Annotated in this window: 14 protein-coding genes; 3 read left to right on the top strand and 11 right to left on the bottom strand. The window is 65.1% G+C overall.

What is annotated here, in order from left to right:
- Positions 1–105: 105 nt before the first annotated feature.
- From ACE3OV_RS13615 to ACE3OV_RS13605, 3 genes are all read left to right on the top strand, one after another.
- Positions 106–678 (top strand): mechanosensitive ion channel domain-containing protein, encoded by a 573-nt coding sequence (locus tag ACE3OV_RS13615; RefSeq protein WP_374327832.1) that lies wholly within the window; start codon positions 106–108, stop codon positions 676–678.
- Positions 679–942: 264 nt separating this feature from the next.
- Positions 943–2,136 (top strand): acetylornithine transaminase, encoded by a 1,194-nt coding sequence (locus ACE3OV_RS13610; protein WP_374327831.1) that lies wholly within the window; start codon positions 943–945, stop codon positions 2,134–2,136.
- The gene (locus ACE3OV_RS13605) at positions 2,136–2,843 is read left to right on the top strand and encodes a hypothetical protein (protein WP_374327829.1); all 708 of its coding nucleotides are present in this window, start codon (positions 2,136–2,138) and stop codon (positions 2,841–2,843) included. Before ACE3OV_RS13610 ends, ACE3OV_RS13605 begins: the two co-directional genes overlap by 1 nt.
- 154 nt (positions 2,844–2,997) lie before the next feature.
- Here the strand turns inward: ACE3OV_RS13605 and ACE3OV_RS13600 are convergent, their stop codons facing one another.
- The 11 genes from ACE3OV_RS13600 to ACE3OV_RS13550 all read right to left on the bottom strand — a co-directional run bounded on the left by ACE3OV_RS13600 (position 2,998) and on the right by ACE3OV_RS13550 (position 17,086).
- Entirely contained in the window at positions 2,998–3,351 is a 354-nt protein-coding gene (locus ACE3OV_RS13600) for a hypothetical protein (protein ID WP_374327828.1), read from the bottom strand.
- 59 nt (positions 3,352–3,410) lie between these two features.
- Positions 3,411–4,232, bottom strand: a complete 822-nt coding sequence (locus ACE3OV_RS13595) for a crotonase/enoyl-CoA hydratase family protein (protein ID WP_374327827.1) — start codon at positions 4,230–4,232, stop codon at positions 3,411–3,413.
- Between the two features lie 71 nt (positions 4,233–4,303).
- Positions 4,304–6,106 carry an acyl-CoA dehydrogenase C-terminal domain-containing protein gene (locus ACE3OV_RS13590; protein WP_374327825.1) on the bottom strand — a complete coding sequence of 601 codons (1,803 nt, stop codon included), beginning with the start codon at positions 6,104–6,106 and terminating at the stop codon, positions 4,304–4,306.
- A 28-nt stretch (positions 6,107–6,134) separates the two neighbouring features.
- Positions 6,135–7,088 (bottom strand): NAD(P)H-dependent flavin oxidoreductase, encoded by a 954-nt coding sequence (locus ACE3OV_RS13585; RefSeq protein WP_374327824.1) that lies wholly within the window; start codon positions 7,086–7,088, stop codon positions 6,135–6,137.
- 1 nt (position 7,089) lies between these two features.
- Positions 7,090–8,748, bottom strand: a complete 1,659-nt coding sequence (locus tag ACE3OV_RS13580; RefSeq protein WP_374327823.1) for a long-chain-fatty-acid--CoA ligase — start codon at positions 8,746–8,748, stop codon at positions 7,090–7,092.
- A gap of 37 nt (positions 8,749–8,785) precedes the next feature.
- Positions 8,786–9,361, bottom strand: a complete 576-nt coding sequence (locus ACE3OV_RS13575) for a chalcone isomerase family protein (RefSeq protein ID WP_374327821.1) — start codon at positions 9,359–9,361, stop codon at positions 8,786–8,788.
- Positions 9,303–9,929, bottom strand: coding sequence for a DUF4442 domain-containing protein (locus ACE3OV_RS13570; protein ID WP_374327820.1), 627 nt, complete (start codon positions 9,927–9,929; stop codon positions 9,303–9,305). The genes ACE3OV_RS13575 and ACE3OV_RS13570 overlap by 59 nt, the downstream gene beginning before the upstream one ends.
- Positions 9,930–9,983: 54 nt before the next feature.
- Entirely contained in the window at positions 9,984–11,180 is a 1,197-nt protein-coding gene (locus ACE3OV_RS13565; protein ID WP_374327818.1) for an acetyl-CoA C-acyltransferase, read from the bottom strand.
- Between the two features lie 21 nt (positions 11,181–11,201).
- Entirely contained in the window at positions 11,202–13,601 is a 2,400-nt protein-coding gene (locus ACE3OV_RS13560; protein WP_374327817.1) for a 3-hydroxyacyl-CoA dehydrogenase/enoyl-CoA hydratase family protein, read from the bottom strand.
- Between the two features lie 159 nt (positions 13,602–13,760).
- On the bottom strand, positions 13,761–15,047 hold the full coding sequence (locus ACE3OV_RS13555) for an OmpP1/FadL family transporter (RefSeq protein ID WP_374327816.1): 1,287 nt from the start codon (positions 15,045–15,047) through the stop codon (positions 13,761–13,763).
- Positions 15,048–15,190: 143 nt separating this feature from the next.
- Positions 15,191–17,086 (bottom strand): 3-hydroxyacyl-CoA dehydrogenase NAD-binding domain-containing protein, encoded by a 1,896-nt coding sequence (locus ACE3OV_RS13550; RefSeq protein ID WP_374327815.1) that lies wholly within the window; start codon positions 17,084–17,086, stop codon positions 15,191–15,193.
- Position 17,087 lies beyond the last annotated feature (1 nt).

The following is a 17,087-nucleotide window of genomic DNA, read 5'->3' as shown; positions in this document are numbered from 1 at the left end:
ACCAGCCTTGATCGCCCGCCGGGCTGACCGGATAATCGGTCTTCCCGACGCCGCTGGAATGCCCATGCCCTCTACGAACAACGCCGGCAAGCCGGCTGCCACGCCATGAAGGACTACCTCCCCGACTGGGCGCATCCCTGGCTGGACGTCATCACGCTCGGCCTGCAGATCGTCCTCATCGTCGCCGCCGCGCTGCTGCTGCGCAGCCTCGTCGTGCGCATCATCACCCGCCTGGTGCGCAGCCACAACCTCCCGCTCGAGTTGATCGTCGGCGGCCGACGCTTCGCCAGCATCGTCATCTTCTTCGGCGTCGTCCTGCTCGTGCTCGACCGCTTCAACGTCTCCGGCGCGGTGCTGTGGACCGCCATCACCGGCTTCGCGACGGTCGCCGCGGTGGCCTTCTTCGCCGCCTGGAGCGTGCTTTCCAACATCTTCTGCGCGGTGCTGATCTACACCACCCGGCCCTTTCGCCTGCACGACCACATCGAGATCCTGGAGAACGGCGACAAGCCCGGCCTCGGCGGCGAGGTGCTGGACATCCGGCTGATCTACACGACCATCCGCGAAACCCTGCCCGACCGCGAACCGACCTTGCTGCAGGTGCCCAACAGCCTGTTCTTCCAGCGCCTGTTGCGGGTCCGCATCGTCGACGACGAACTGCCGTCGCTGCACGACTGATCGGCGCTTGACAGGCGGCCGGCCGCTCGCCGACACTGCCCCCATGAACTTCACCGCCAACGCACTCCGCCGACGCCACAGCGCCGCCCGACGTCAATCGGGCGAGCCGGGCCGCGCGTACGCGCAGCGACGGCGGATGGCAGCGCGCCAACCAACGGCGCCGACGCAACCCTAGCGTCACCCCCCGCTTTTTCGCACCAGGCCACGGCTCACCCCGTGGCCTTTTTGTTTTCCCCGTGTTTTTCTCAACGCAAGGAGTCGTCCGTGAACCATCCCGCATCCCTTCCCACTCCCGCCAGCCTGATGCCGATCGCCGCCCGCCCGGACGCCCTCTTCGTCCGCGGTGAAGGCGCCTGGCTGTTCGATGCCGAAGGCCGCCGCTACCTCGACTGGATGCAAGGCTGGGCGGTCAATTGCCTGGGCCATTCGCCGCAGGTGATCGTCGATGCCGTCGCGCAACAGGCGGCGACGCTGCTCAACCCCGGCCCGGCCTTCCACAACCTGCCAGCGATGCGCTTGGCCGAAAAACTGACCGCGCACAGCGGCTTCGACCACGTCTTCTTCGCTAGCTCCGGCGCCGAGGCCAACGAAGGCGCGATCAAGCTGGCGCGCAAGTGGGGGCAGTTGCACAAGGGCGGCGCGCACGAGATCGTCACCTTCGTCGACGGCTTCCACGGGCGCACGCTGGCGACCATGTCGGCGAGCGGCAAGCCCGGCTGGGATACGCTGTTCGCGCCACAGGTGGCGGGCTTTCCGAAAGCGCAGCTGAACGACATCGCCACCGTCGAGCGGCTGATCGGGCCAAAAACCGTCGCCGTCATGCTCGAACCGATCCAGGGCGAAGCCGGCGTCATCCCGGCCAGCGGCGACTTCCTGCGCCAGTTGCGGCAGTTGTGCGACGAGCGGCAACTGCTGCTGATCGTCGACGAAGTGCAGACCGGCGTCGGTCGCACCGGCCACCTGTTCGCCCATAGCGCGCACGGCATCCAGCCGGACATCATGACGCTCGGCAAGGGCCTCGGCGGCGGCCTGCCGATCTCGGCCCTGCTCGCCACCCGCGCCGCTTCCTGCTTCGCGCCAGGCGACCAGGGCGGCACCTACTGCGGCAACCCGCTGGTCTGCGCCGCCGGGCTGGCCGTACTCGACACCCTGCTCGCCGACGGCTTCCTCGCCGCCAGCCGGCAGCGCGCTGAGCAGCTTGCCGAGGCGCTGCGCGTGCTGTCCGCCGAACTCGACCTCGGCGCAGTGCGCGGTGAAGGTTTCCTGCTCGCGCTCGAACTCGGCGCCGACCTCGGCCCGGCCATCGTCGCCCACGCCCGCGACCGCGGCCTGCTGGTCAACGCGCCGCGCCCGCACTGCCTGCGGCTGATGCCGGCACTGAACACCAGCGAAGCGGAAATCGCCGCAGGCATCGCCCTGCTCCGCCGCGCCATCGCCGATGCCCAGGAGGTGCAGTGATGAGTCGATTGCCTTCGATGTGTTTTGGCGCCTTGATATTCCAGATGATTCACGGCACGATCCAAAACTCAAGCAGACGTTTTTCCATGGCACCATTGGGCATCAAGGACACCGCAATGATCACTGCCGCCTCCAAACGAAAGCTGTTTTTTGTCGCCATCACCATCGCCGCCATTTCCCTGGCCGTAGCCCTGAACTGGCCACGTGCCGACGCCTTGACCGCTGCGCTGCAGCCGCTGATCAGCCAGCAGAATACCGATCAATCCCGCGTCGCCCGGGCGATCCTGGACAACTACGTCGAAACCAGGTCCAACGCCGCAAAATGGAGTGGTGTGTATTGGGGGTTCACATTCTGTGCCGCCCTGTGCAGTACCCTTGCCGGGCTCATTCTCAAATTCGAGTCGATCATCAGGAACGGCGAAACAAAGAAAGATATTGCCGCCCTGCTCTCCGTGGGCGCCGCACTGTTGATCACCTTGTCGACAAGCGGAGATTTCCAGCGCAAATGGCAAGCCAACCGGGTCGCTGCTTCCGAGCTTGAGCGCATGGGCTATGCACTCCTTGAAAACAAGACGACCGATCCACGCACGTATTTCTCAGGCATTGGCGAAGTTCTTCACAAACGTAACTTGACAGTCGTCGGCAACATGGAAAATCAGCCTCAAGCGGCGAAGCAAGCTGGGCCAACCTCCGCCAGCGAGCAGTGATTCGAAGCCGTTGCCGCCTGGCGGGACTGCTGGAAAATCCGACTATTGGGTTGCGCCTCGGCAATTCGCCGCCGCGTTGTAAGCTGCGGAAGAACTGACGATTGCTGCCTTCAAGGAGAGGGCGAAATGCCCGATCCGGATTTTGCCAGAGAGCTCAGCGCAGCCAGGCGGCGAGCGCGACGGCGGCGGTGACGAGGTTGGCGAGCGCAAGCAGCAACAGGCGGCGGCGGGTCTTCTCGACGCGGGCGATCAGTTGCGCGTTCTGCTCGGCGAGCGACTGGATCACCTCGCCGGCGTTCTGCAACTGCGCATGCATTTCGTCGACCCGGAGCTGCAGCGCGGCCAGTTGGTCTTCCGGGGTCGCGACAGGCGCGCCGGGGGCGGCGGCCGGACTGCGGCTGCCGACCTTCTGCCAGAGTTTCCTGGCACCTTCGGCGACGGCCGGGGCGTTCTTGATCACGTCGGACCAGGGGACGTTGGAAAGTATCGTCAGCCAGCCGATGGCCATGCTTGCTCCTTGATTGCTGCGCGGCCGGTCAGCATAACAGGCGCTGGCCGCGCCTGCATTCAGTCGGCGAAAAGCGGCGGGCGACCGGCGCGCATCGCCGCGCCGGCCTCGCGCAGGTCGGCTGAAAGCAGCATGGCGGCGTTCCAGGTTGCGACGTGAGCGAGGCCGTCGGCAACCGAATGATCGCGGCTGTAGTTGAGGACTTCCTTGCTGCCGCGGATGGCGAGCGGCGACTTGCTCGCAATGACGCGGGCGGTTTCGCGCACGTCGGCCAGCAGGCTGTCGACATCCGGGCTGACGGCATTGACGAAACCATGGCGCAGCGCCTCGTCGGCGGCGAACTCGCGCCCGGTGTAGGCGAGTTCGCGGGCGATGCCGGGCGGAATCAGGCGCGGCAGCCGCTGCAGCGTGCCGACGTCGGCGACCATGCCGAGGTCGATCTCGCGCACCGCGAAGCGCGCGTCGGCGCTGGCGTAGCGCAGGTCGCAGCAGCAGGCGAGGTCGAGACCGCCGCCCAGGCAGGCGCCCTGGATCGCGGCGATGACCGGTTTGCGGCAGCGCTCGGCCGCCGTCAGGCAATCCTGCAGGTCGACGATCAGGCGGCGCAAGGCTTCGCGGCTGCGCGCCTCGTCAGTTTGCGCGATGCGCGCCATGACGCCGCCCAGCATGGCGAGGTCGATGCCGGCGCAGAAGTGGCGGCCGGCGCCGGCGAGGATGACGACGCGCACCGACGGCGTCGCGTCGGCCCAGTCGAAGAGGCTGCGCAGTTCCTGCCACAGCGCATCGTCGAGCGCGTTGGCCTTGTCCGGCCGGTTCAGCGTCGCTTCGAGGACGCCGTCGGCAAATTCGAGTCCGATCGCGCTGAGTTCGGGGAAAGTCATGATGGTCTCCAAAAAAAAGCCCCCGGCGGGCGGGGGCGAAAGACGCGAGGTCGCAGAGATAATCGGGAGAATCAGGCGTCGAACAGTTCGTCGCCGAGACCGGCAATTGCCGCGTCGCCGGCTTTGACCGTTTCGGCGAAGGCAATCGCCTGCGGCAGCATCTGGTCGGCGTAGAAGCGGGCGCTGGCCAGCTTGGCGCGGTAGAACGGCAGGTCGCCCTCGCCCTTGTCCAGATAGCCGGCAGCGGCCAGTGCGGCCTTGGCCATCATCCAGCCGTTGCAGACGACGACGGCCAGGCTCAGGTAGGGGACGGCGGCGGTCAGCACGCCGCCGAGGCCGGTTTTGGCGTTGGCCGCCAGCCATTCGGTGGTGTCGGTCCACATCTTCAGCGCGATGCCGAGTTTCTGGGCGATCGCCGCCAGTTCCGGCTTGCCGCTCGCGGTCAGCGTCTTGACCGTGGCGTAGATTTCGCCGAAGACGAGCTTCGCGGTGGCGCCCTGGTCGCGCATCAGCTTACGGAACAGGAGGTCGTTGGCCTGGATGCCGGTGGTGCCTTCGTAGATCGTCGTGATGCGGGCGTCGCGGAAGTGCTGGGCGGCGCCGGTTTCTTCGATGAAGCCCATGCCGCCGTGAATCTGGATGCCGAGCGAGGTGACCTCGATGCCCATTTCGGTACCGCCACCCTTGACGATGGGAATCATGAATTCGGCCAGCCACAGCGCCTTCTTGCGTTCTTCGGCGTCGGCCAAGTGGCGGGCACGGTCGAGCAGGCCGGAGGTGTAGTAAGTCAGCGCGCGGGCCGCTTCGACGCGCGACTTCATGAGCATCAGCATGCGCCGGATGTCCGGGTGCTTGTCGATGGTCACCAGCATTTCGCCGGTCAGCGCGTCGCGCCCCTGCTTGCGGTCGCGGGCGTAGGCCAGCGCCTGCTGGTAGGCGCGCTCGCCGATGGCGACGCCTTGCAGGCCGACGCCGAGACGGGCTTCGTTCATCATGATGAACATGTATTCGAGGCCGCGATTGGCTTCGCCGAGCAGGTAGCCGATGGCGCCCTCGCCCTTGTCACCGTAGGCCATGACGCAGGTCGGGCTGGCATGGATGCCAAGCTTGTGTTCGAGCGAGATGCACCAGGCGTCGTTGCGCGCGCCGAGGCTGCCGTCCGCGTTGACCAGGAACTTGGGGACCAGGAACATCGAGATGCCCTTGATCCCGGCCGGCGCGTCGGGCAGGCGGGCGAGCACGAGATGGACGATGTTCTCGGTCATGTCGTGGTCGCCGTAGGTGATGAAGATCTTCTGGCCGAAGACGCGGTAGCTGCCGTCGCCCTGCGGTTCGGCGCGCGAGCGGATCAGCGCCAGGTCGGAGCCGGCCTGCGGTTCGGTCAGGTTCATCGTCCCGGTCCACTCGCCCGACACCATTTTTTCCAGGAACATCGCCTTCAGTTCGTCGCTGGCACAGGTGAGTAGCGCTTCGACAGCGCCGGTGGTGAGCAAGGGACCGAGGCTGAAGGCCATGTTGGCCGAGCAGAGCATTTCCTTGGCGGCGATGCCGAGCGTGTCGGGCAGCCCCTGGCCGCCGAACTCGGGCGGCAGCGTGATGCCGTTCCAGCCCGCGTCGCGGTACTGGGCGTAGGCTTCCTTCCAGCCGGCCGGCGTGCTCACGCCGTCGGCGCCGAGCTGGCAGCCTTGCTGGTCGCCGACGCGGTTCAACGGGGCGATGACTTCGCCGGAAAACTTCGCCGCTTCGTCGAGAATGGCATCGGCCAGGTCCGGCGTCGCCTCTTCGAGTCCGGGCAGGCTGCTCAGTTCCTTGAAGCCGGCCAGTTCATCCATGACGAAGCGCATGTCCTTGATCGGGGCGCGGTAGTCGCTCATTGTCTGTATCTCCTTTTGATGGTCTTGTTCAGAACGGGTTGCTGCACAGCGCCGCCTTGGCGCGCCGGTATTCCTCGCGCATGCTGGCGATCACCTCGGCGGCGGGACGCACCTGGTCGATCGTGCCGACGCCCTGCCCGGCGCCCCAGATTTCCTTCCAGGCCTTCGGCCCGGCCGCGGCGGCGGCGCCGAAATTCATCGCCGTCTTGTCCTTGTCGGGCAGGTTGTCCGGGTCGAGGCCGGCAGCGACGATGCTCTTCTTCAGGTAGTTGCCATGCACGCCGGTAAAGTACGGCGTATAGACGACGTCCTTGGCCGCCGAATCGACGATCGCCTGCTTGTAGGCGTCGACCGCGTTGGCTTCGCTGGTGGCGATGAAGCGCGTGCCGATGTAGGCGAAGTCGGCGCCCATCGCCTGCGCGGCGAGAACCGCCGAACCGTTGGTGATCGAACCGGAGAGTGCGATCGGGCCGTCGTAGAACTTGCGGATTTCGCCGACCAGCGCGAACGGGCTGAGCGTGCCGGCATGGCCGCCGGCCCCGGCGCAGACCAGGATCAGGCCGTCGACGCCGGCTTCCAGCGCCTTCTCGGCGTGGCGCACGCTGATCACGTCGTGGAAGACCTTGCCTCCGTAAGCATGAACGGGCGGCACGATCTGCGTCGGCGCCGACAGGCTGGTGATGATCAGCGGCACCTCATGCTTCACGCACAGCGCCATGTCGTGTTCGAGGCGGGTGTTCGACGGATGGATGATCTGGTTGACCGCGAACGGCGCCGCCTGCGGATCGGCAGCCAGTTCGCGCTTGATGCGCAGCAGCCAGTCGTCGAGCACTTCCTGCGGGCGGGCGTTGAGCGCCGGAAAGGAACCGATGACGCCGCTCCTGCACTGGGCGATCACCAGGTCCGGGTTGGAGACGATGAACATCGGCGCGCAGATGACCGGCAGCGTCAGGTTCTTGTTCAGGGAATCGGGAATGGGCAACTCAGGCTCCTTCTTTCAGGGCGCGACGCAGGATCTTGCCGACGTTGGTACGCGGCAGGTCGTCGCGGAATTCGACATGCTTGGGAATCTTGTAGCCGGTGAGCAGCGTGCGGCAGTGCTCGATCAGCGCGCGTTCGGTGAGGTTGGGGTCCTTGCGCACGACGAAGATCTTCACCGCCTCGCCGGAATGCTCGTCGGCAACGCCGATGGCCGCCACGTCGATGACCCCCGGGTGCATGGCGACGGCTTCCTCGACCTCGTTCGGATAGACGTTGAAGCCGGAGACCAGGATCATGTCCTTCTTGCGATCGACCAGGAAAACGAAACCCTGGGGGTCGACATAGCCCATGTCGCCGGTGCGCAGGAAACGGTCCGGGTAGAAGACGTGCTCGGTTTCGTCCGGGCGCTGCCAGTAGCCCTTCATCACCTGCGGGCCGCGGATGCAGATTTCGCCGACCTGCTTGACCGGGACTTCCCTGCCGCTGTCGTCGCGGATCGACACTTCGGTCGACGAGATCGGCAGGCCGATGGCGCCGTTGAACTCGTGCATGTCTAGCGGGTTGATCGTCGCCGCCGGGCTCGTCTCGGTCAGACCGTAAGCCTGCAGCAGCGGCACGCCGACCACCTTCAGCCAGCGCTCGGCAACCGGTGCCTGAACCGCCATGCCGCCGCCCAGCGTGACATTCATCGTCGAGAAATCGAGCTTGGCGAAATCCGGGTGGTTGAGCAGCGCGTTGAACAGCGTATTGACGCCAGTGACGACGGTGACCGGGTACTTGCCCCATTCCTTGACGAAGTTGGGAATGTCGCGCGGGTTGGCGATCAGCAGGTTGCGCGCGCCGATCATCAGGAAGGTCAGGCAGTTCGCGGTCAGCGCGAAGATGTGATACAGCGGCAAGGCGGTGATGATGAATTCCTTGCCCTCATGCACCACCGGGTGAATCCAGTTGTAGGCCTGGGTCACGTTGGAGGCGATGTTGGCATGGGTCAGCATCGCCCCCTTGGAAATCCCGGTCGTGCCGCCGGTATATTGCAGGAAGGCGATATCTTCGTGCGCCAGCGGTACCGGCTGGTAGCCGTGCCGCTGCCCGGCCGCCAGCGCCGCCTTGAAGCCGATGCTGCCCGGCAGTTGCCAGGCCGGCACCATCTTCTTGACGTGGCGGATCACGAAATTGACCAGGATGCCCTTGGCGCCGAGCATCTCGCCGAGCGGCGTGACGATCACATGGCGAATGGCGGTCTGCGCGATCGCCCGCTGCAGCGTATGCGCGAAGTTCTCGACGATGACGATGGCCACCGCCCCCGAATCCTTCAACTGGTGTTCGAGTTCGTGCGGCGTGTACAGCGGATTGCAATTGACCACGACGCAACCGGCGCGCAGCGTGCCGAACAGCGCCACCGGGTATTGCAGCAGGTTGGGCATCATCAGCGCGACGCGCTCGCCCTTCTTCAGCCCGCGCGACTGCAACCAGCCGGCGAAATCGCGCGTCGCCGCGTCCAGTTCGCCGTAGGTCATTTCCTTGCCCATGCTGATGTAGGCCACCTTGTCCGCGTACTTGCGGCAGGCGTCCTCGAACAGCGCGACGAGCGAGGGGATGTGGTCGATGTCGATATCGGCCGGGATGCCTTCGGGATAGCTCTGCAACCAGATTCTTTCCATGATGCGCTCCTCCTTTGCCTATTCTCTTGGTGCCGGCTCAGCCGCCGAGCAGCGACTTTTTCAGCCCGGCGTCGGCCGGCTTGTCGCCCAGCCAGACCCGCAGCAGACCCTTGGCGAAAGCCGCCCCGGCGACCTTGCCGGCGGCTTCGCCGTTGCGCGTCAGGGTGACGCCATCGGCCGTGAAGTCAATGTCGATCACCTCGCCCTCGCGCACCTTGCCAAAGGCCCGCATCAAGGCGCCAAGCTGTTCGGCTTGCGCCTTGATCTCGGCGAACTGGGCCGCCGTATGATTGTTGCGCAGGCCTTCGTCGAGCGCCGCGTAGAAGCTGTCGGCATCGACGTCGCGCATCAGGCGCAGGCGCATGCGACGCGGCTGTGTGCTGTCGATCAGCGCCTGCGCGTCACTCGCCTTCTGGCCGACGTAGAGCGCGCCGACATAGACCTTGAAGAACAGCTTGCTGCGCAGGCCGGCGCCGTTGAGCACCAGTTCGCTGTCGCCGACCTTGACCTGGTCGGCGATCCGCACCTCGGCGACTTCCGCCGCCTGCAGCCCGCTAGCGGTGGCCAGCGCGACGATCAACAGCCCCTGGCGCAGCCTTTTGATTGTCTTCATTTTTGTCTCCTCCGGTTTTTTTCCGATAGTGGTTTTTGTCGGCGATATAGACGGTGCGCTCGACGACGGTATGGACCGTGCCGTGTGCATCCTTCAATTCGACCGTGTAAGTCCGCTCAAGCTCCGGGTTTTCCGCGAGACAGGCGCGAATGAATGCGACTTCCGTTTCGTCGATGACGAAATCGGCGTACAGCGTGGTGTAGCCCGGCTTGCGGTAGCGGATGCTGGCCGCCTTGTCCCAGACGATGACGGAGTCGCCGAGCGCCGCCATCAGCATCATCGGATGCGCGCCGTCGGTGATCGCAAAAAGCGAACCGCCGTAGAGCGAGCCGACGATGTTCCTCGTCTTCCAGTTGAGCGGCAGGCAGACGCGGATGTGGCGCAGGTCGCGCGCCACATGCACGACCCGCCCGCCAGTCCCGCGAAACGCCGGGTGGAAGTTGAAGCCGAGACGCACCATGCGCGCCCGCCAGGCCGGCGACAGTCTGGCAAGCCAGGCGGGTTTCATGGCTGTATCAAACCCCACCGTAAAGACGCAAAGGCGCAAAGAAACGCCAAGAAACAGCAAACTCCTTTGCGAAAACTTCGCCTCTTGGCGCCTTTGCGGTGAAAGCGTTTTTCATCACACCCGCTCGAAGATGCCCGCCGCGCCCATGCCGGTGCCGATGCACATGGTCACCATGCCGTACTTGCCGCCGGTGCGCTGCAGGCCGTGCACCACGGTCGCCGTGCGGATGGCGCCGGTGGCGCCGAGCGGGTGGCCGAGGGCGATGGCGCCGCCAAGCGGATTGACCTTGGCCGGATCGATGCCGAGTTCCTGCATCACCGCCAGCGATTGCGCGGCAAAGGCTTCGTTGAGTTCGATCCAGTCGAGGTCGGCGAGGCCAATGCCGACCTGCGCCAGCACCTTGGGAATCGCCGCCACCGGGCCGATGCCCATGATCTCCGGGGCCACGCCGCCGACCGCGTAACCGGCAAAGCGGGCGAGCGGCGTCAGGTTGTGCTCTTTCAGCACCTGTTCCGAGACCAGCATCACCGCGCCGGCGCCGTCCGACATCTGCGAGGAATTGCCGGCAGTGACCGAGCCGCGCGCATGGAAGACCGGCTTCAGCTTGCCCAGCCGATCGACGCTGGAGTCCGGGCGCGGACCTTCGTCGTTTTCGGCGATGCGCACGCGCTCGCGGATTTCGCCGCTGGCGAGGTCCGGCAGATGCTCGTGGATCGCGTAGGGACTAATTTCCGCCTTGAAGTGGCCGGCGGCGATTGCCGCGCAGGCCTTCCTGTGCGATTCGACGGCGAAGGCGTCCTGCGCCTCGCGGCCGATCTTCCACTGGCTGGCGACCTTCTCGGCGGTCAGCCCCATGCCGTAGGCGATGCCGACGTTCTCGTCAGTGAAGATGGCGGGGTTCATCGCCATCTTGTTGCCCATGATCTGCGGCATGATGCTCATCGACTCGGTGCCGGCGGCGATCATCACATCGGCAAGGCCGAGGCGGATCTGGTTGGCGGCGTCAGCCACCGCCTGCACGCCGGACGAGCAGAAGCGGTTGATCGTGATGCCCGGCACGGTGATCGGCAGGCCGGCGAGCAGCGCGCCGATGCGGGCGACGTTCATGCCCTGCTCGGCTTCCGGCATGGCGCAGCCGACGATGACGTCGCCGATGCGCGCCGGGTCGATGCCCGGTACCTGGGCGACGACAGCCCGGATGGCGTGGGCCAGCATGTCGTCCGGCCGCACGTTCCTGAACATGCCGTTCTTCTTGGCCACCGGCAAACGGGTGGCGGCAACGATGTAGGCGTCCTGAATCTGTTTGCTCATTGTCTTTGTCTCCTTGCCGTCTCAATTACGGAGCGGCTTGCCGGTTTCCAGCATGTGCTTGATGCGGGCCTGGGTCAGCGGGTTTTTCAATAGCTCGACGAACAGGCGGCGTTCGACGGTGATCAGCCATTCCTCATCGACCCGGCTGCCGGCTTCGATCTCGCCACCGCACAGTGCGACGGCGGCCGAACGGGCAACCTTGTAGTCGTGCGCCGAGATCATGCCGCCCTCCTTCATGTTGACCAGCATCATCTCGAAGGTGGCGATGCCGGTCTTGCCGGCGACCGGAATGTCGCGCGCCATCGCCGGCGGCGCGTAGCCGGCGTCGGCCAGCGCACGGGCTTCGCGAATCGCCACCCAGAGCAGTTCGTGGGCGTTGAAGAGGATAGTGTCGGTGGGCCGGGCGAAACCGTAAGCGACGGATTCCTGGGCGCTCTTGGCGACCTTGGCCATGGCGATGGTGGTGAACACCGGCTGCAGGAAATTGAACAGCTCGGTCGGCGTTGCCGATTGCGCCGCCCACTGCGCGGCCCGTACGGCGAACTCCTTGCAGCCGCCACCGGCCGGAATCAGGCCGACACCGGCTTCGACCAGGCCGACGTAGCTTTCCAGCGCCATGACCCGCTTCGTCGCGTGCATGACGAATTCGCAACCGCCGCCCAGCGCCATGCCCTGCACCGCGGCGACCACCGGCACCTGCGCATATTTCAGCGTCTGCGAGGCGCGCTGGAATTTCTCGACGGTCTTTTCCAGCATGTCGAACTGGCCGGCGGCGATCGCTTCGCTGACCTGCGCCAGATTGGCGCCGACGGCGAACGGCGCCTCGTGCCAGACAACGACGCCGTCCAGCGTCGACTCGGCCTGGCGGACGGCAGCGATGACGCCGTCCAGCACCTCGTCGCCGATCGTGTGCATCTTCGACTTGAACGACAGGATGCCGATCTGGCGATCGACTGCTGGCAGGCACCAGAGGCGCACACCGTCGTTCTCGAACAGTGTCTCGCCGGATTTTTCCGGACGCGACGCCCCTTCGCCGAGCACGTTTTCCGGGAACAACTGGCGTTGATAGACCGGCAAACGCGAACGATCGACATAGCGCTTGGCGCGCGCCGACCAGGAGCCGAACGGCGTATGCACGCCGGCACGCCCGCTTTCGGTCACCCAGGCCGGCAGTGGCACGGCGGCCATGGTCTTGCCGGCAGCGACGTCGGCAGCGACGGCAGCGGCAATCTCCGCCCAGCCGGCGGCCTGCCAGGTCTCGAACGGTCCCTGCACCCAGCCGAAGCCCCAGCGCATCGCCAGATCAAGGTCGCGCGCGTTGTCGGCAACGTTTTCCAGCTGCACCGCGCAGTAATGGAAGACGTCACGGAAGATCGCCCACAGGAATTGCGCCTGCGGGTGGCTGCTGGCGCGCAGCGCGGCGAACTGTTCGGCCGGGTTGCGCAGTTTCAGGATGGCGGCGACTTCGTCGGCGATCTCGCCGGCCGAGGTCCGGTAATCCTGCGCCGCCAGATCAAGCACCTGGATTTCCTTGCCCTGCTTGCGGAAGATGCCGCAACGCGTCTTCTGGCCGAGCGCGCCCTGGGCGATCAGCGCCTGCAGCCAGGCCGGCGTGACGAAATGGGCATGCCACGGGTCATCGGGCAGCGTGTCCTGCATGGTCTTGACGACATGCGCCAGGGTGTCGAGGCCGACGACATCGGCGGTGCGATAGGTGGCGCTCTTCGGGCGACCGATCTTCGGGCCGGTCAGCGCATCGACTTCGTCGAAGCCGAGGCCGAAGGCCTGTGTGTGGTGCATGACCGCCAGGATGGAAAAGACACCGATGCGGTTGGCGACGAAGTTCGGCGTATCGAGCGCGCGGATGACGCCCTTGCCCAGACGCGAAGTCAGCCAGGTTTCCAACGCATCGAGGGTGGCGGCGTCAGTGCCTGGCGTGGCGATCACTTCAACCAGATGCATGTAGCGCGGCGGGTTGAAAAAATGGATGCCGCAGAAACGCGGCCGGACGTTTTCCGGCAGCCCCTGCGCCAGCGCCGTCATCGACAGGCCTGAGGTGTTGGAAGCGACGATCGCGGTAGCCGATAGGTGCGGCGCGATCTTCGCGTAGAGCTCGTTCTTCCAGTCCATGCGCTCGGCAATGGCCTCGATCACCAGATCGCAGCCAGCGAGCAGCGGCAGGTGCTCGTCGTAGTTGGCGGCGCTGATCAGTTGCAGCGCATCGCGGCTGGCCAGCGGCGCCGGGTCGAGTTTTTTCAGGCCGTCGAGCGCCTTGTTGACGATGCCGTTGCGCTCGCCTTCCCTGGCCGGGAGGTCGAACAGCACCACCGGCACGCCGGCATTCGCCAGGTGCGCCGCAATCTGCGCCCCCATCACCCCGGCGCCGAGGACGGCAGCCTGTTTAACGATCAGCTTGTTCAAAGCCAGTCTCCTTTCGTGATCTTATCGTTGTCGTTGGATAAAACGAACGTTTGAATTATAGGCTTCAAGCTCGCCCGGTCAACGCCTTGGCACAAGAATTTTGCAAAAAAAACCCCGGGGCCAGCCCGGGGATCCTGTGTCGCTTTTGGCGTGCGCGAATCAGAAGTTGTAGTTCAACTGCGTCGCGATGATATGCACGTCGTTATCCCATTCGCCATTGATGGTCTGGCGGGTGACACCACTGGGAAATTCAACCGCACGAGCTGTTTTTGCGTGGGCAAACATCAGGTAGGTATAACCCAGGTCCAGCGACATCTTCGGCGAAATGCGGTACTTGGCACCGAAAGACAGCCAGGTGCGATCGGAATCCGGCAGAGTCATCGTCCGGTCGGCCGCCGATTTGACCGGCGACTTGTCGTAAGCAACACCGAAACGCAATTTCCAGGCGTCGTTCAACTGGTAGTTGGCACCGATGCCGACGCGCCAGGTGTCCTTGAAGTTGTAGCTGAGCGCACTGAGGTTCGCCCCGCTCGCCTTGCTTTTCAACTGGATGGTATCGACCACGCTCCAGTCGGTCCAGGTCACGTCAGCCAGCAGCTCCAGGCGGTCGCTGGCCATGTGCGAAAGCGCCAGCGATGCACTGGCCGGCGTCTTCAGCTTGGCGTCGATTTTCTGGTTGGCCAGCAAAGGACTGCCAAAATTGGTAACCGTGGTTTTCTGCTTCCCTTCCAGATCAAACTCCAGTTCGGAGCGATAAGTCACACCGATACGAGTCGTTGGCGCCACCTGAAACATCGCACCGAAGTTATACCCCAGCGCCCAGTCATCACCTTTGACGTCGAGGTGATTTGTGGTTGCTGCTGCGCCCAGGAAAGCAAGACCTTGCCTGAAGTGGGTTTCGTTATGCGCAAAGTTCAGGCCACCACCAATCGAGAAACGCTCATTGACCTTCCAGGCGACCGACGGGTTGATGTTGATCTGTTTGATTTCGGCAAAATAACCAGCGTTACGGCCGACGAAGTCGAAATCGTATTCAGTGACGTTGCCGAAAGTCGGCGAAACGCCCAGACCGAGCGACAGGCGGTCGTTCAGCGCATAGGCCCAGTAGAAGGCTGGTACCAGCGAGGTACCACCGGCATTGCCGCCGTCAGTGGTGCCAATGGGAAAACCGGGGGTAGCAACCGATCCCTTGTCCTTGTAATCGATCGTCCGCACCAGCGCGGTTGCCGCCGCAGAAATATTGTGGCCCTTCGGCAGATAGGTCATGCCGGCCGGATTCCACATCACGGTGCCAGCGTCTTCAGCGGTCGCAGCGGCACCGGCGAAGGCATTGCCATTGCCGGAACCGGTCTGGTTCTGCAACTGGAAGCCGGAAGCCGCGGCGGTTCCGGAAAAGGCCAGGGCAATGAGCGCCGGGATCAGGCGCGGGGCGAGGCGAGTATGCATTGGTTTGTCTCCTGTCGTTTTGATTGTGGTGGGCGTTGACCCGATTGGTACTGCGATTAAATCCCCATACAGCGTTTGAAACCCCGTTTTAATCCGGGAAATTCAAACGCTCGTTGGAAATAAACAACACTATTTCGCGATTGTTACTTCTCCCGGTAATGCAGTGGCCCGCCGGTGAATGGCGCGAAGCCGGTACCGAAGATCACGCCGGCGTCAGCCAGTTCGCCATCGGCGACGACGCCGCCGTCGACCAGCGCCTGCGTGCGCGCGATCAGCGGCTGCACCAGTTTCTCCGCCAGGCCCGCCGGGACCGCGCCAGCGCTGCCCTTCTGCGCCCTGCCCTGCGCCCAGGCGTAGAAGCCCTGACCGCTCTTCTTGCCCAATTGGCCTTGCTCGACCCGTTGCAACAGGCAGCGCGGCGCCTCGGCGCCATCGGCGAGTTGCTTGCCGGCGGCCATGGCGATGTCGAGGCCGACGGTGTCGGCCAGTTCGATCGGCCCCATCGGCATGCCGAAGGCGAGCATGGCTTCATCCACCGTTTCCGGCGCGATGCCTTCGTCTACGGCGCGCATCGCGGCCAGCATGTAGGGCGCCAGCACGGCATTGACCAGGAAACCCGGCGCGCTCTTCACCGGCAGCGGCAGCTTGTCGATCTGTTTGACGAAGGCGCAGGCCGCGCGCACGACAGCCGGATCGGCGCGGTCGGCTTCGATCACCTCGACCAGCGGCATCATCGCCACCGGGTTGAAGAAGTGGATGCCGACCAGGCGTTGCGGCTGGGCGAGCACCGTGCGCAGGTCTTCGAGCTTGAGGCTGGAGGTGTTGCTGGCGAGGATGGCGCCCGGCTTCATCCGCGGTTCCAGCGAGCGGAACAGCGCGTGCTTGGCCTCGACATTCTCGAAGATGGCTTCGATGACGACATCGGCGTGGGCAACGCCGGCACCGGTGGGGTCGGGAATCAGGCGGTCGAAGGCGGCGCGTACTTTCAAGGGTTCGCGCAGCTTCTTCCTGAACAGCGCGTCGGCACGTTTGATCGCCGGGGCGATGCGTTCCAGATTCTGGTCCTGCAGCGTCACCGTCAGGCCGCGCAGCGCGCACCAGGCGGCGATGTCGCCGCCCATGACGCCGGCGCCGATGACGTGCACGTGCTTCGCCGCGAAATCACTGTCCTTGCCGAAGCCCTTCAGTCGCTCCTGCAGGCGGAAGACGCGCAGCAGGTTCTTCGCCGTTGGCGACTGGATGATGCGGTCGACGACGGCCGGCGCTGCCAGCGCGTTGCCGTCGTGCTTCTGCCACAGGTCGATGATCGCGTAAGGCGCCGGGTAATGCTCGGGGCGCGCCTTCTTCGCCACCTGCTTGCGCGCACCGTTGGCGACGACGCCTTTCAGCGGCCCGGCGAGCAGCTTCTGGACAAAAGGCAGCGGCCGACGCGGCTGCTTCGACAACAACAGTTGCCGCGCTGCCATTTCCATCACGCGCGGCGGCACGCAATCGTCGGCCAGCCCCATCTTCTTCGCCCGCTTGGCGTCGATGCCCTTGCCGGTCAGCATCATGTCCAGCGCCGCCGCCGGGCCGACGCGCTGCGGCAGGCGCAGCATGCCGCCCCAGCCGGGGAAGATGCCGAGCATGACTTCCGGCAGCGCCATTTTGGTGCCCGGCTCGTCGACCGCCAGGATGTAACGGCAAGCCAGCGCCAGTTCCAGGCCGCCGCCCAGGCAGTGGCCGCGCACCAGCGCCAGTGTCGAGTATTTCACAGCCGCCAGCCGGTTGAACAGGTCCCAGCCACGGGCGACGAGCGCCCGGCCCTTCTCCGGCGTATCGAGCTGCGAGAATTCGCCGATGTCGGCGCCGGCGATGAAACCGGCGGCCTTGGCCGAACGTACGATCAGCCCCTTGGGCGGATACAGTTCAAGCTGGTCGAGGATCTGCGCGAACTCGGCCATCACTTCGGCCGACAGCGAATTGGTGCTTTCTCCGGCGCGATCGAGCACGGCGACGGCGATGCCACATTCTTCCTTGTTGAGTTGCCAGTGTTTCATG

The sequence above is a fragment of the Azonexus sp. genome (assembly GCF_041909095.1).
Lineage (GTDB): Bacteria > Pseudomonadota > Gammaproteobacteria > Burkholderiales > Rhodocyclaceae > Azonexus.
The sequence above is the reverse complement of the archived record's forward strand: the minus strand, read 5'-3'. Positions and strand labels throughout refer to the sequence as shown.